Here is a 13602-nt window from a genome sequence, read left to right on the forward strand (position 1 = left end):
ATTACCCTCTGTTACGTGCTGATTACCGTATGGGTCATGGTGGGGCTCGTTGCCGGGGTGAGTGGCGTGGCCATTGGCTACAGAGCGCTCAAGCAGGCCAGGGCCGCTCTCGACGAATGCCGGGAGACGCTGGTCTTGCAGACGAGCGAGGGCAAGGGCGATCTCAAGGCCATCCGGGACGTCGCCGTGTGCCGTTACGACGCGCTGCAGGAGATGACCGGGCGGTTGTCGTTCTCGATCGCAATGATCAACGGACTGGGCGACGGCATCGTACTGACCTCGATCAACGGACGAACCGAGACCCGCACCTACGTACGCCCGGTGGTGAGCGGCAAGGGAGAGGAGCCGCTGTCTCCGGAGGAGGAGCAGGCGGTGCGAGCCGCCCGGCTGGGTCACGGGCCGCTGATCGACGCGCAGGCGGGCCGATGGTAAACGGCGGACGTTAAGGAGAGGAAAGGTCCGCACTACCCCGCTACCTGCGGATACTCTGTAAGCATGCCCAGACTCGCCTATCTCGGACCGGAAGGCACCTTCACCGAAGAGGCCCTGCGGCTCCTCGCGCCTGAAGCCGAGCGTCTGCCCCGCGCCAACGTCAGCGCCGCCCTGGCCGCCGCCCGTAACGGGGAGGCCGACGGCGCGGTCGTCCCGCTGGAGAACTCGATCGAGGGCGCGATCACCACGACGCTCGACGAGTTCGCCTGGGGCGAGCCACTGCTGATCACGGCGGAGCTGCTGCTGCCGGTGCGCTTCTCGCTGCTGGCCAGGCCCGACACCGAGATCGTGCACATCAAGCGGGTCTACACGCATCCCGCGGCCATCACGCAGTGCCGCGCGTTCTGCGCCCGGGAGTTGCCCGACGCGGTCGTGGTGGCGGCGCCTTCGACGGCCGCCGCGGCTCAGGAGGTCGCGCTGCCCGGCTCGCCGTACGACGCGGCCATCGCCGCGCGCATCGCGGGCGAGCACTACGGGCTGGTGGAGCTCGCCGACGACATCGGCGACCGCAACGACACCGTGACGAGGTTCGTACGGGTGAGTCGTGGGGGAGAGCTGCCCGCGCCGACCGGTTACGACCGCACCACGCTCGTGGTGTTCCTGGCCGACGACCATCCGGGCGCGCTGCTGGAGATGCTGACGGAGTTCTCCGTACGCGGGGTCAACCTGACCCGCATCGAGTCGCGGCCCACTGGCGGCGGCATCGGCCGTTACTTCTTCCACTTCGACTTCGAGGGACACGTCGCCGACGCGCGCGTGGGCGAGGCGATCTCGGGCCTGCACCGCATCTGCGGCGACGTGCGCTTCCTGGGCAGCTACCCGCGTGCCGACGGTGTCGCGCCGCAGATCAAGAAGGGCACGGCCGACCCGGAGTTCGCCGAGGCGGGCGAGTGGCTGGCGCGAATCCGCGCCGGACGCGTCTAATCCTGAGGCGGGCGGTAGCCGGGCGCCGGTAGCCTTTATCCGTGATTGACCTGCGTACCCTTCGTGAGCATCCCGACCGGCTACGGGCCTCGCAGCGTGCCCGCGGCGAGGACGACTCGATCGTCGACACGCTGCTCGACCTCGATGAGCGCCGCCGCGCCGCGCTGACCTCGTTCGAGTCCCTGCGCGCCGAGCAGAAGAGTCTGGGCAAGTCGGTCTCCAAGGCGCAGGGCGAGGACAAGGCCGCGCTGCTTCAGCGGGCCAAGGACCTGGCCGGCCAGGTCAAGGCCGCCGAAGCGGAGGCCGAGACGCTGGGCGCCGAGCTCGACGAGCTCGTGCAGTCGGTGCCCAACATCGTCGACGAGGAAGCGCCCCACGGCGGTGAGGACGACTATGTCGTGCTCGAGACCCATGGCGAGCCCCGCGTGTTCGACTTCGAGCCGAAGGACCACCTGGAGCTGGGCGAGCTGCTCGGCGCCATCGACATGGAGCGCGGCGCCAAGGTGTCCGGCTCGCGGTTCTTCTTCCTCAAGGGCGTCGGCGCGCGCCTGCAGCTCGGCCTGCTCAACATGGCCATGCAGCAGGCGATCGCCAACGGGTTCACGCCGATGATCACTCCGGTGCTGGTCAAGCCGGAGACCATGCAGGGCACCGGCTTCCACGTGGCCCACGACAAGGAGATCTACCGTCTCCCCGAGGACGACCTCTACCTGGTCGGCACCTCTGAGGTGGCGCTGGCGGGCTACCACGCCCAGGAGATCCTGGGCGGCGACGAGCTGCCGCTCCGCTACGCGGGCTGGTCGTCGTGCTTCCGCCGGGAGGCGGGCTCCTACGGCAAGGACACCCGCGGGATCATCCGTGTCCACCAGTTCGACAAGGTGGAGATGTTCTCCTACGTACGTCCTGAGGACGCGCGCGAGGAGCACCAGCGGCTGCTCGCCTGGGAGCGGGACATGCTCGCCAAGATCGAGGTGCCCTACCGCATCATCGACACGGCGGCCGGAGACCTGGGGATGTCGGCGGCCCGCAAGTTCGACTGCGAGGCGTGGATCCCCACCCAGGGGCGTTACCGGGAGCTGACCTCCACGTCCAACTGCACCGAGTTCCAGGCCCGTCGGCTGGGCGTGCGTTACCGCGACAAGGACGGCAAGCCGCAGCACCTGGCGACGCTCAACGGCACGCTGGCGACCACCCGCTGGATGGTCGCGATCCTGGAGAACCACCAGCAGGCCGACGGCTCGGTCGTGGTGCCCGAGGCACTGCGTCCGTATGTCGGCCTCGACGTCCTGGAACCGCCCAAGTAGACCAACTGCCGGCTCAGGCGATTGGGGCCTGAGCCGGCTCAGGCGGTCAGTAGGTGGCCGTCCAGCGACGGAGGTCGCGTCTGATGAGCGCGCCGCTCGCCGCCACCACTCCCGCCGTCATGACGACAGCGGCCCCCACCGCCACGGCGTACGAGCCAGGCATCCCGTGGGCCCAGCCGTAGAAGGGCATGTACACGGCCGCGTACACCAGCGGCGCCGCCCCGAACCCGACGGCCACCGCCACACCCCTGGCCTGCCCGGCGATGGCGACGAGGAAGCAAACCATGGCCCCGAGCACTGTCACGCCGGCCGCCGGATCGCGGTCCGCGCCGAGCATGGCGTACAGCCCTGCGCACACCACCAACGCGGACACGGCGTAGACGCCGCCGAGCCGCCGCATCCCCGTCCCGACGGCGCCGAGCAGCATCAGGGCGGCGAGGACCAGCGCCACGCGCTGTTCGGGGTCCAGGTTCGCCGTCTCGTCCCCGGTGAACGTGAGCGGCTCCGGCCATCCCACCAGCCGCCACGTTCCTTCTATGTCCCGTACGAGCACGCCGTCGAGCCCGTTGGCGACGACCACGACATGGCCTCCGGGCCGAGCCTGTACGGCCAGCGCCAGGGACCTGGGAGTGGTCGTTGCATTCGGATCGTACCGCCTGGCCAACCGGTCGTACTGATCGTCCGACAGGCTCCAGGAGGGCCGCCACGTCTTGCCCCCGTCGTCGGACTCGGCGACCGCCGGCCGCCCGGGAAGCACCCGGTAGCACCGCTGCGCCTGTCCGGGCACGCAGGCGGCGGTCTGCGGCGGCCGCATCCGCACCTGCCTGCCGTAGTACTCGGACCAGGTGACCCCGCCGTCCACGGAGGAGATCCCTGTGGCAGCGCCTTGATCGCGGTCGGCGATCAGCACGATGATCTGATCTCCGTCCACCTGTACGGAGTCGACCACGGAAGGCGGCTCAGCGGCCGCCGCCATGGCGAACAGGGCCAACGGCACAATCGCCGCCACCCGCCATCGCTCCGGGGGCCTCTTCAGCCGTGCGGGGAACCCCCTCAGACGCTCCGGAAGTCCAGCCAGACGCTCCAAGAGCCCCAGAAGCCACCAGTGATCCGCCCGACGCTCCAGCGGCGCTGTCAGGCCCTCTGAGGGCCCTGCTGGTCGATGTGGGAGGAGAGGCCACCAGGCCGGCGGCGGCCAGAGGCGTTTTAACAGATGGTCGTTGAGTAGCAGCACGAACACGGCGACCAAGGTCGCTGGGTGACATAGCCACGCGTACCTCATATATGGGCCGATGGCGGTGAAGGATCAGAGGTTCGACCTCTGTGTGAGTTGAGTCACACCTGTGACCGGGCTGTCATCACGGCCCAGGAGAGAGCCCGGGAACGCGAAAGACCGAGGCCCGCTGGAAGCGAACCCCGGTCTGTCTCGCTGCTACAGGTCAGATGGCACGGACCTGCGAGGCCTGGGGCCCCTTCTGTCCCTGCGTGATCTCGAACTCGACCCGCTGGCCGTCTTCAAGGCTGCGGTAGCCGTTGCCGACGATCTCGGAGAAGTGCACGAACACGTCCGGCGCACCGCCGTCCGGGGCGATGAAGCCGAAGCCCTTCTCGGCGTTGAACCACTTGACGGTTCCCTGAGCCATAAAAGCTCTCCCTCAGGATGTGAATCTATGGGACCCGCACCTCGCGAGTCCCGGTGTGTCGTACAGCAAGCACCCGGGGTGGCTCAGACAAAGTCATGCTGGTTTTCACTACGGGATCAGCTAATACAACGCCATCACATCTAACACCATTCTGGCGCGTTGGTGTTCCCGTCCCTAGGAAGATTTCTGGCCGGCGGCATGACCGGGCAAACTGGAACCTGTTATGCGAAGCCTTGCAACGCCGCGTCTTGTGGCCACCGACCTCGACGGAACCGCTCTGCGGACCGACGGAACCGTCTCTCCCCGTACGGCAGCGGCGTTCGCGAGAGTCGAAGAAACTGGTGCCGTCCTCGTGTTCGTCACGGGTCGCCCGCCTAGATGGATGAGCAGTGTGGCGGGTGCGGTGCGTCACCGAGGGTTGGCAATCTGTGCAAACGGTGCGTTGATCTACGATCTGCATACCGAACAGATAGTGGAATCTCACCTCATCACGGTCGAGGTACTGGAGCAAGTCGTCGCTCAGCTAAGAGCGAACGTGCCCGAACTCGCATTTTCGGTCGAGTATGAAGGTGGTTTTGCGCATGAGTCCGATTTCCCACTCGGTGGTTGGGACAGCAAGGCCATCGGCGGCCTGCGCGTCGGCGCGGCGACGCTGACCGCACGACCCTGCGCCAAACTGCTGGCCCTGCACCCGGACATGGCTCCCGACCCGCTGCACGAGGCGGTGTGCGGGCTCGTGGGACACCTGGTGACCCCCACGCACTCCAGCGGCCGAGGGCTGATCGAGATGAGCGCCCACGGTGTGACAAAGGCCACCGCCCTGGCCGCGCTCGCCGAAAGCCACGCGATCAAACCATCACAGGTGGTGGCGTTCGGTGACATGCCGAACGACCTGCCCATGCTGGGCTGGGCCGGTACGTCCTACGCGGTCGCCAACGCGCACCCCGACGTACTGGCCGCCGTGGACCATGTGACGGCGGCCAACAACGACGACGGTGTCGCGCTCGTACTCGAAGAGCTTTACAGGTAGGGGCCCGAGCCGCCGTGCGGCCGCTGCGAGTCGTCACCGTGGGGCACGCCGGGCAGCGCCCTGCGCATCTGCTCCAACTGGGCGCGCGCCGCCATCTGCTGCGCGAACAGCGTCGTCTGGATGCCGTGGAACAAGCCTTCGAGCCAGCCCACGAGCTGGGCGTGCGCGATGCGCAGCTCGGCCTCGCTGGGCGGCGTGCCGTTCTCGTCGGTGAAAGGCAGCGACAGTCGTTCGAGCTCGTCGACCAGCTCGGGGGCCAGGCCGTCCTCGAGCTCCTTGATGGACGACTCGTGGATCTCCTTCAACCGCTTACGGCTGGCCTCGTCGAGAGGAGCCGCCCGGACCTCTTCGAGAAGCTGGCGGATCATGCTGCCGATGCGCATCACCTTGGCGGGCTGCTCGACGAGGTTCGTCACCGAGCGCTCATCCTCGCCGTTATCACCCTGACCCTGGAAGTCCGGGCCCACCACCACGATGTGGGGGGTGTTGTTGTCCTCAGCATTCATAACACTCACCGTACTAGCAGGATTTTGCCGATGTGCTCTCCCGATTCCATCATTCGGTGCGCCTCCGCCGCCTCCGCCATGGGCACCTCCGCGTACACCACAGGGCGTACCGCTCCCGCGCTGATCAGCGGCCATACGTTGTCGACGACGCCGCGTACGATGACGCCCTTCTCGTCGGCCGGGCGGGCGCGCAGCGTGGAGCCGTGGACGGTCGCCCGCTTGGCCATCAGGGCGCCCAGATCGATCTCGGCCTTGGCGCCGCCCTGCAGCCCGATGATGACTAGTCGGCCGCCCGTACGGAGTGCCCGGATATTTCTGGACAGGTATTTGGCGCCGATGATGTCGAGGATCACGTCGGCCGCCACCCGCTCGGCGAAGTCCTCCTCGTGGTAGTCGACCGTCTCGTCGGCGCCCAGCTCCTTGAGGCGCTCCAGCTTCGCCGCCGACCCGGCCGTCGCGGCCACCCGCGACCCGAACGCCTTGGCCAGTTGGATCGCGAACGTCCCGATCCCGCTCGCCCCGCCGTGCACCAGCAGCGTCTCGCTGCGCCGCAGCCGGGCGGCCATGAACACGTTGGACCAGACCGTGCACGCCACCTCGGGCAGCCCGGCCACCTCGACCAGACGTACGCCCTCGGGCGCGGGCATCACCTGCTGCCACGGCACGGCCACCCGCTCGGCGTAACCACCCCCGGCCAGCAGCGCGCACACCTCGTCGCCCGGTGTGACATGTTCCACGTCCTCGCCGATCTCGGCCACCACGCCGGAGACCTCCAGCCCCGGGTACGGAGGCGCGCCGGGCGGCGGATCGTAAAATCCTTGGCGTTGAAGGAGGTCGGCCCGGTTGACCCCGGCGGCCACCACGTCGATGAGGACTTCCCCCCGGTCAGGACGTGGATCGGGTACCTCCCGCCACTCCAGAACCTCTGGTGGTCCGGGCCTGGTGATCTCGATGGCTCGCATGCAATCACCGTAGCCGGGCAAGGAAGTTATAGGTTGGCGACCACTGCCGCGAGTCATGGCGTTAACCTGCAATGTATTTGCTGCCCCTTTACACCCACCAGGGGGAGAAACACGGTGGCAAGACACGATCGAGAGGAATCTCTCGAGGAACAGCTGGCCTGGCTGGACGCGATCAAGGAGACGGAAGAGGCTCCGATCTCGGTCAGCGCCTCTGCCTCGGAGGACTCCGTCGCTTCGCCGTACCCCCAGGACCCTTGGCTCTCGGTGCCGACCCAACACGAGACGCCGACGCCGCTGTTCAGGGCTGCGGTCGACTCCGTGTACGGCACGACGCCCGCGGAGAACCTCGCCGACGGGGGTAGCTCGCCGTCCGGCACGAAGGACCTCGGTACGAGGGACTTCGGCAAGCAGGACATCGGCACGAAGGACGACGCCCATCCCGTCTCGCCACCGGTGAGCCTGGGCAAGTCCGACGACGGGTTCCTGGCGCCGCTCAAGCCGCTGCCCCGGCCCGACGACACCGACTCCTACTCGCTGCTGTCGTTCCCGGAGCCGGCGAAGAAGCCGGTGGTCGAGGAGGCGGAGGAGGAGACGAAGTCCGCCTGGCCCGTGCCGCCGGACTGGTCGCGCCCGACGGAGACGGTCGACGAGCCGCGCCTGACCGAGAAAGCCGAAAAGGTCGAGGAGCCTCCTCAGGGCACCTTCGAACCGCCCGCGGAGGACGCCACGGAGCCACGGCTGGAGGTCCCGCTGACCTTCGACAAGCCGCTGACCTTCGACGAGCCGCTGAGCTTCGACAAGGCGATGAGCTTCGACACGCCGCCCGCGTTCGACCCGCCTGCCTTCGACGAGCCCGCGGCCGAAAAGCCCCTCTTCAACAAGCCGGGCTTCGACAAGCCGCTGAGCTTCGATCTGCCGCTGAGCTTCGACAAGCCGCCGGCCGCCGAGAAGCCCCCGGCCGTCGACCAGCCGTCCGCCTTCGACAAGCCGTCGGCTCTGGACAAGCCGTCCGCTCTGGACAAGCCGTCGCAGTCGCGCGCTTTCGAGGAGCCCCGCGCTTTCGAGGAGTCGCGGACCCTCGACGAGCCGCCCTCCCGTGCCTTCGACGAGCCGAAGCCGCCGTCCCGGCTGTTCGACGAGCCGAAGCCGTACGAGCAGAACCGCGAGCGGGACCGCGCCTACGAGCAGGACCGTTCCCACGAGCAGGACCGTTCACGCGAGCAGGACCGCTCGTGGGACCAGCCGCGCTCCTACGACCAGGACCGCGCCTACGAGCAGCCGCGCACCTTCGAAGAGCCGCAGCCGCGCACGTTCGAAGAGCCAGAGCCCCCCGCTCCGCGCCGCCGCCCCGCCCCCGTACCGGTCTTCAACGCCCCGCCCCGCCCCCCGATCACCGGCAGGCCCACGGCCGACAGCCTCGACCCCGAGTCGCTCCTGCGCGGCCGCCGCAACGCCCCCTCCAAGGGCTGGCGCCGCCTGATCTACAAGGCGTCGGGCGGCTGGATCAAGCCGGGCGAGCCGCCAGAGGTCCGCCGCCGCCGTGAGCTGCTGACCAGGGCCCGCACCCCGGTCGCCACCGGCCACCACCGCGTGGCCGTACTGAGCCTCAAGGGCGGTGTGGGCAAGACCACGACCACGGTCGGCCTGGGCGCCACCCTCGCCGCGATGCGCGGCGACCGGGTGATCGCGGTCGACGCGAACCCCGACCGGGGGACGCTGTCCGACAAGCTCACGTTGGAGACCTCGGCGACCGTACGCGACCTGCTCAACGAGAGCGACCAGGTCAAGAGGTACGTGGACATCAGAGCGTTCACCTCGCAGGCGCCTTCGCGGCTGGAGGTGCTCGCGTCGGACCGTGACCCGTCGGTGTCCGAGGCGTTCAGCGGTGCCGACTATCAGGCCGTCTCACAGGTGCTGGAGAACTTCTACTCGATCTGCATCACCGACTGCGGCACCGGCCTGCTCCACTCGGCCATGGGCGGCGTGCTCGGCCTCGCCGACCAGATCGTGCTGGTCAGCTCGCCCTCGGTGGACGGTGCCAGGGCCGCGTCGGCGACGCTCGACTGGCTGGAGGCGCACCACTACGGCAACCTGGTCAGGGAGGCGACCGTGGTGCTCTGCAGCGTCCGGCCGCGCTCGAAGTCGGCGGTCGACATCTCCAAGCTGGAGGCCCACTTCGCGGCGCGGTGCCGCGCGGTGATCCGCGTGCCGTACGACCCGCACCTGGAAGAGGGCGCCGAGATCGACCTCGAACGCCTCCAGGAACCGACCAGGGAGGCCTACCTGCAACTGGCCGCCTGCGTCGGCGACGGCTTCGCCGCGCAGGGGGAGTGAGCGTCCAGGCGGCCACCCCCCCATCACACCCGCAGTACGGTGACCTGTCGGCCGGACGGTGTGGCCGCCTGCTCGAATCCGCCTCGCTCCTTCCAGGTCGGGGCTTCGGGGCGCCGGTCGAAGATCACCAGCACGCCGGTGGTGAGGGTGAGCCGGTCCAGATACCGGTCGAGCTGGGCGAGACCCTCGGGCATCGGGTCCTCTGCGCTGGGTCGCCAGACCTTCAGCTCCATGGCCTCGCGTTGCATCAGGCGTTCGCCGTCCGGGCCGGTGTACGGCCAGCGGACCAGAACGTCCAGGCGTTTGGTGCCCGCGGCGTATTCGCGGTCGAGGTAGCCTCCACCGTTGACCAGCCGGTGCAGGAAGGCCATGAGGATGATCTGACAGGCGGCCTCGTGGTAGCCCTCTTGCTGGATGAGGACTTCGCCGTGTTCGCGTCAGAATACGACGAACTCCTGCAGCAGCCGGGGCAGGTCGAAACGGCCGTCGGGGAGCACGAAGCTGTGCGGATCGGTCTTGACCAACCGCGCCGTACGATCGCCCAGCACCCGGAGCAGGACTTCCCGGTAGATGGGGTTGGCGATCTCCAGGTCCATGGTCCCGCGGATGAGGCCCAGATCGTGGACGTAGGAGATGTCGTCGTCAATAGCGGAGTCCATACTCGTCGCCGTGCCGGCCACGATCGGTTCGATCACTCGCTTGACCCGAGGCTCGTGCAGCCGGGCCACCAGGGCGTCCAGATGGGTGGCGCGCGCTCGGATCAGCCGCTCCTTGGCGTCTTCCACCTGTGCGGCGGTGATGGTGCCGGTCACCTTCATCTTGAAGATGACTTCGTTGGCGAGGGCGTTGACCAGCCACGGTTGGCCCTGGGTCAGCTCGAAGACCCGGTCCACCGCGTCCTTGGTGAACTCCTGGCCGGTTGCCTGTGTGTGCTGGTCGTACAGCTCGGCGATCTCGTCGGCGGTGAAGTCGCCCAGGCGCAGCGACTCGGCGACGATGTTGAACGGGCTGGCCGGGTTGGACCGGCCGGGTTCGCCGCCTGAGGCGACCTTGTAGTCACGCACGTCGCGCAACCCGCACAGCACGACGGACGCGGGGAACGGATGACCCTCCGGCCGCGCGTTGTGACCGTCGCGGAGCTGGCTGAGGATACTGACCATGCTGTTGCCCTGCAGAGCGTCGATCTCGTCGAGGAACAGCACCACCCGGCGGGGGCAGCGGCGGCACCATTCGCTCAGCGCCGTACCGAACCGGCTGCCCGGCGTGACCTGCGGCCAGGGATCCGGCGGCAGCAACTCCTCCGGCCATCCCGACCGCTCAGCGGCCTGGCGGAGGGAATCCAGCAGAAGCGACTCCGCAACGGCATAGTCGTCACCGGCCGCCTTGGCGCGCTCGCAGGAGAGCATCAGGGCGGCGATGTCGCCTTCGGCGGTCAGTTCGGTCGCCAGGGTGCGCAGCGTGGTCGTCTTCCCGGTCTGCCGGGGTGCGTGCAGCACGAAGTAACGATCCATCTCGACGAGATCGCGCGCCTGGGGGAGCCGCGGCGTGGGGGGCAGCATGTGGTGGTGCTGCGGGTCGCAGGGTCCGGTGGTGTTGAAGTATCTCGCTCGGGGTGGCCGCATGGTCACATTCTGCCACCGCCCGGCCACTCGCGTCCGGTCAGCCGGAACGCAACGGGACTCCACGCTTCATCCGAGGGCAAGCGGGAGAGCGGAGAGGGGGACAAGCGGAAGTGAGTACCCGCCTCGACGCCCTGATCCGGGACATCGAATCCCACTGCGGGCCCCTGCAGACGTCCGTCGAGCGGGCGCTGCGGGCTGTGCCCCGCGATGGATTCGTCCCGGACGTGGCTCGCATCGCCCCGCGTGGCAGCCCGGCCTACGTCATCGACAAGGCGGCCGACCCGGAGGGGTAGTGGGCTGCCGTCTACGACGCACGCGAGGCGATCGTCACGCAGGTTGACGACGGTGCAAGCGATGTGCGCGAGGGCGGCAAGCGCTTCAGCAGCTCCAGCTCCGCCCCCGCCGCCGTGGTGGCCGCCGACTTCCGTTGGGCGGAGTGGGGGGAACCGCGCCGCGACCGGTTCGGGCTGACGGTCACGGCGGAGGGGCGGCGGTTCTGGCTGGACAATCCAGGGTCACGCTGCGTATGCCGAGCTGAACAAGGAGCTGGGGAAAGATCTTTCCGGCGTAAAAGGGCAGAAGTCCTGAAACGTGGCGGAGGGTGTGGGATTCGAACCCACGAGGCCATCGCTGACCTGGCCGCTTTCAAGGCGGCTGCACTCGTCCACTATGCGAACCCTCCAGTGCGCACACCACCATAGCGGCTGCGGTGACACCGGTGTACGTTCGGGAGGTGGCGGATCTCAGCGTTGAGGTGAACCGGGCCGAGGGCAACGCGCGCGTGCGCCTCGACGGTGATCTCGACAAGCTCACCGCGCCCCGGCTCAGGAAGGTTCTGACCGAGCTGATCGCGGCCGGCCACGTCTCGATCGTCATCGACACGGCCGCGCTGGCGTTCTGCGATTCCAGCGGCTTGTGGGTGCTGGTCGAGCACCAGCGCGAGGTCGGCGAGCGCGGCGGCTCGCTCGCCCTCACGGGCGTGCAGGGGGTGCTGCGCCGGGTGCTCGACGTGACCGGCCTGAAGGCCGCCTTCGACAGCGTCCTGATCGCCCAGAAGTGACGGACCGGGCCCCGACCGAGTCAGGCGTCCTGATCGCCCAGCCGTAACAGGCCCCGGTCAAGCAACCAGGTCAGGCGTCGTCCAGCTGGGACAGCAGCCACTTGGGGCCCACCGTCCTGGCTCCCAGCGCGCTGACGCGCTCCTTGAGCCCCCTGTCCGCCGTCACCACGACCACCCGCTCCCACGGCCGCGCCCGCCGTACGACGTCCACGATCGCGTCGTCTCCGCTGTCCGTCGCCGCCACCACCTCGATGCCGGGCACGTCCGGCGCCTTCTTCGCGGCGCCCTCCACGACCGCCACGATCCGTGGGTGCCACTGCGCGAGCACCGGATGCCGCAGCCGCAGCGTCGCCACCTCGGCCAGCAGCCGTGTCGCCGCGCCGAGCCGGTCCTTCCACCAGCCGTGCTCGGCTCGGGCGCCGACGATGTTCGCGACGTCGAGCACCAGGGTCTCGGGGGTGAGCTCCGGCTGGATCTTGTCCCACGACTCGGCGAACCCGGGGTGCAGCTTCCTGCCCGGGACCTCGGGCAGCGGCACCCAGCGCAGTTCGGTGCTCTCGCTGTTGGCGGGCGCCGCCGCCAGTAGTTCGGCCGACTCGGCGATCACGGTCTCGAACGCCCACCCGCCGTGATCGTCCAGGTAGACACCCTGCACGCGCAGGCCGTCGCCGGCTACGGCCGCCTCTTCGTGCGCCTCGCGCAGCGCGGTCGCCACGGCGTCCTCGTGGCTGTCGCGCGCGCCTCCCGGCAGCCCCCACGTGCCGCCGTGGTGGCTCCACCATGAGCGCTTCTGCATGAGCACGTACGGAACGCCGTGCTCGTCATGGTGTACGGCCAGGAGCCCAGAAGCCCCGTGCAGCCCCCAGTGCCGGTGCCCGCGGGCGCACTGGGTCCAACCGTCGCCGTCCTTAGCCGCCATGACTTGATTCTGTCAGGCCGATGCCCTCATCGGCCGTTACGGCTGAAGTGCTGGTAGTCCCTGGTGCCCGACCACTCGCCGCCCCAGCCCCAGCCAACCGAGGCGAAGGCCTTGACAACCCGGTCGCCCGAGTTGATCACGCCTTCGCCCTTCGCGGGGCGCTTGGCGAACTTCTTGGCGTTCGGGTGGGCGGTGCTGCCGCTCGCGGTGACGTACGGGTTCTCGCGCGGGTTGATGTCGATCGCCTCGCCGAAGGCGTGGTTGGACCAGTTGCTGGACCCGGTGGCCGCGCGGCAGTTGAAGGCCGAGGTGTTGTCGGCGTCGATGGAGTCGTAGTCGTCGCCCTTGTAGACGTCGACGAGCCGCATCTGCTTGATCGGGTAGCGCATGGCGTACAGCTTCCCGAAGACCTTGACGACGTCGCCGGTGACCGTCTTGCGCACGACCAGCTCGCCGGTGTGCGCCTTGTCGTCGAAGCCCCAGTAGGTCATCGTGATCAGGCGCAGGTCCTGGTAGGAGACCGGGCAGCCGGGTTTCCACGAGTAGGGCAACCGGGCGCGGGAGACCTTGGCGACCTTGGCACTGAACCTGGGCGGTTCCGCGGGCTTGGGCGAGGCGGTCTTCGCCGTCGGGGTGGGCGTCGCGGGCACGGGCGGCTGGGTCTGAGCCCCGGCGGCCTGAGCGTCGGCCGGGGGCTGCTGGGGTCCCTCTTGTGAGGCGACCGGCGCCTGCCCACCGCACGAAACTGACGCGAACACCACGAAGGCAGCGGCAGTACGTTTCATGCGGCCACCTTACGCGACGTC

The 13602-nt window shown here is 68.8% G+C and carries 15 protein-coding genes and 1 tRNA gene; 7 read left to right on the forward strand and 9 right to left on the reverse strand.

The window, feature by feature from the left end:
- Nucleotides 1-15: 15 nt before the first annotated feature.
- The 3 genes from AB0L53_RS09100 (at nt 16) to serS (ending at nt 2720) form a co-directional block, all read left to right on the forward strand.
- Entirely contained in the window at nt 16-432 is a 417-nt protein-coding gene (locus AB0L53_RS09100) for a DUF4446 family protein (protein WP_363992315.1), read from the forward strand.
- A 63-nt stretch (nt 433-495) separates the two neighbouring features.
- Nucleotides 496-1416 (forward strand): prephenate dehydratase, encoded by a 921-nt coding sequence (pheA, locus tag AB0L53_RS09105; protein ID WP_358437242.1) that lies wholly within the window; start codon nt 496-498, stop codon nt 1414-1416.
- 41 nt (nt 1417-1457) lie between these two features.
- Complete coding sequence (gene serS, locus AB0L53_RS09110; RefSeq protein ID WP_363992317.1) at nt 1458-2720, forward strand: serine--tRNA ligase; 1263 nt, start codon at nt 1458-1460, stop codon at nt 2718-2720.
- Nucleotides 2721-2766: 46 nt separating this feature from the next.
- Here serS and AB0L53_RS09115 read toward each other — a convergent pair whose 3' ends face one another.
- Both AB0L53_RS09115 and AB0L53_RS09120 read right to left on the reverse strand, forming a co-directional pair.
- Entirely contained in the window at nt 2767-3729 is a 963-nt protein-coding gene (locus AB0L53_RS09115) for a hypothetical protein (protein WP_363992319.1), read from the reverse strand.
- A 430-nt stretch (nt 3730-4159) separates the two neighbouring features.
- The gene (locus AB0L53_RS09120) at nt 4160-4363 is read right to left on the reverse strand and encodes a cold-shock protein (RefSeq protein ID WP_043619750.1); all 204 of its coding nucleotides are present in this window, start codon (nt 4361-4363) and stop codon (nt 4160-4162) included.
- 223 nt (nt 4364-4586) lie between these two features.
- On the opposite strand from AB0L53_RS09120, the gene AB0L53_RS09125 reads away from it, so the two are divergent.
- A complete protein-coding gene (locus AB0L53_RS09125; protein WP_363992321.1) occupies nt 4587-5393 on the forward strand; it encodes an HAD family hydrolase in 807 nt (268 codons plus the stop codon).
- Here AB0L53_RS09125 and AB0L53_RS09130 read toward each other — a convergent pair.
- Together AB0L53_RS09130 and AB0L53_RS09135 are read right to left on the reverse strand one after the other, a co-directional pair.
- Complete coding sequence (locus AB0L53_RS09130) at nt 5384-5899, reverse strand: bacterial proteasome activator family protein (RefSeq protein ID WP_225301362.1); 516 nt, start codon at nt 5897-5899, stop codon at nt 5384-5386. The genes AB0L53_RS09125 and AB0L53_RS09130 overlap by 10 nt on opposite strands.
- 5 nt (nt 5900-5904) lie before the next feature.
- Entirely contained in the window at nt 5905-6861 is a 957-nt protein-coding gene (locus tag AB0L53_RS09135; protein WP_363992323.1) for an NAD(P)H-quinone oxidoreductase, read from the reverse strand.
- Nucleotides 6862-6975: 114 nt separating this feature from the next.
- On the opposite strand from AB0L53_RS09135, the gene AB0L53_RS09140 reads away from it, so the two are divergent.
- Nucleotides 6976-9195 carry an AAA family ATPase gene (locus AB0L53_RS09140; RefSeq protein WP_363992325.1) on the forward strand — a complete coding sequence of 740 codons (2220 nt, stop codon included), beginning with the start codon at nt 6976-6978 and terminating at the stop codon, nt 9193-9195.
- A gap of 23 nt (nt 9196-9218) precedes the next feature.
- Here AB0L53_RS09140 and AB0L53_RS09145 read toward each other — a convergent pair whose 3' ends face one another.
- A complete protein-coding gene (locus AB0L53_RS09145) occupies nt 9219-9566 on the reverse strand; it encodes a hypothetical protein (protein ID WP_363992327.1) in 348 nt (115 codons plus the stop codon).
- A gap of 66 nt (nt 9567-9632) precedes the next feature.
- Complete coding sequence (locus tag AB0L53_RS09150) at nt 9633-10817, reverse strand: AAA family ATPase (RefSeq protein ID WP_363992329.1); 1185 nt, start codon at nt 10815-10817, stop codon at nt 9633-9635.
- Between the two features lie 110 nt (nt 10818-10927).
- Between AB0L53_RS09150 and AB0L53_RS09155 the strand changes: the two genes are divergently transcribed.
- Nucleotides 10928-11110 carry a hypothetical protein gene (locus AB0L53_RS09155; protein ID WP_363992330.1) on the forward strand — a complete coding sequence of 61 codons (183 nt, stop codon included), beginning with the start codon at nt 10928-10930 and terminating at the stop codon, nt 11108-11110.
- A 299-nt stretch (nt 11111-11409) separates the two neighbouring features.
- On the opposite strand, the gene AB0L53_RS09160 is transcribed toward AB0L53_RS09155, so the two are convergent.
- Nucleotides 11410-11499, reverse strand: a tRNA-Ser gene (locus AB0L53_RS09160).
- A gap of 51 nt (nt 11500-11550) precedes the next feature.
- Between AB0L53_RS09160 and AB0L53_RS09165 the strand changes: the two genes are divergently transcribed.
- Nucleotides 11551-11877: an STAS domain-containing protein gene (locus AB0L53_RS09165; protein WP_363992332.1), complete on the forward strand. Its 327-nt coding sequence runs from the start codon at nt 11551-11553 to the stop codon at nt 11875-11877.
- 70 nt (nt 11878-11947) lie between these two features.
- Here the strand turns inward: AB0L53_RS09165 and AB0L53_RS09170 are convergent, their stop codons facing one another.
- Together AB0L53_RS09170 and AB0L53_RS09175 are read right to left on the reverse strand one after the other, a co-directional pair.
- The gene (locus AB0L53_RS09170; protein WP_363992333.1) at nt 11948-12796 is read right to left on the reverse strand and encodes an NUDIX domain-containing protein; all 849 of its coding nucleotides are present in this window, start codon (nt 12794-12796) and stop codon (nt 11948-11950) included.
- A gap of 26 nt (nt 12797-12822) precedes the next feature.
- Nucleotides 12823-13581: a M15 family metallopeptidase gene (locus tag AB0L53_RS09175; RefSeq protein WP_358534671.1), complete on the reverse strand. Its 759-nt coding sequence runs from the start codon at nt 13579-13581 to the stop codon at nt 12823-12825.
- Nucleotides 13582-13602: the final 21 nt, after the last annotated feature.

The organism is Nonomuraea sp. NPDC052129 (assembly GCF_040680095.1).
Lineage (GTDB): Bacteria > Actinomycetota > Actinomycetes > Streptosporangiales > Streptosporangiaceae > Nonomuraea.

What these genes read in the sequence shown, in the direction of transcription:
- pheA (WP_358437242.1), top strand. Translation starts at nt 496, where the DNA reads ATGCCCAGACTCGCCTATCTCGGACCGGAAGGCACCTTCACCGAAGAG.
- AB0L53_RS09150 (WP_363992329.1), bottom strand. Translation starts at nt 10,817, where the DNA reads ATGCGGCCACCCCGAGCGAGATACTTCAACACCACCGGACCCTGCGAC.
- AB0L53_RS09120 (WP_043619750.1), bottom strand. Translation starts at nt 4,363, where the DNA reads ATGGCTCAGGGAACCGTCAAGTGGTTCAACGCCGAGAAGGGCTTCGGC.
- AB0L53_RS09130 (WP_225301362.1), bottom strand. Translation starts at nt 5,899, where the DNA reads ATGAATGCTGAGGACAACAACACCCCCCACATCGTGGTGGTGGGCCCG.
- AB0L53_RS09175 (WP_358534671.1), bottom strand. Translation starts at nt 13,581, where the DNA reads ATGAAACGTACTGCCGCTGCCTTCGTGGTGTTCGCGTCAGTTTCGTGC.
- AB0L53_RS09125 (WP_363992321.1), top strand. Translation starts at nt 4,587, where the DNA reads ATGCGAAGCCTTGCAACGCCGCGTCTTGTGGCCACCGACCTCGACGGA.
- AB0L53_RS09135 (WP_363992323.1), bottom strand. Translation starts at nt 6,861, where the DNA reads ATGCGAGCCATCGAGATCACCAGGCCCGGACCACCAGAGGTTCTGGAG.
- AB0L53_RS09145 (WP_363992327.1), bottom strand. Translation starts at nt 9,566, where the DNA reads ATGGCCTTCCTGCACCGGCTGGTCAACGGTGGAGGCTACCTCGACCGC.
- AB0L53_RS09170 (WP_363992333.1), bottom strand. Translation starts at nt 12,796, where the DNA reads ATGGCGGCTAAGGACGGCGACGGTTGGACCCAGTGCGCCCGCGGGCAC.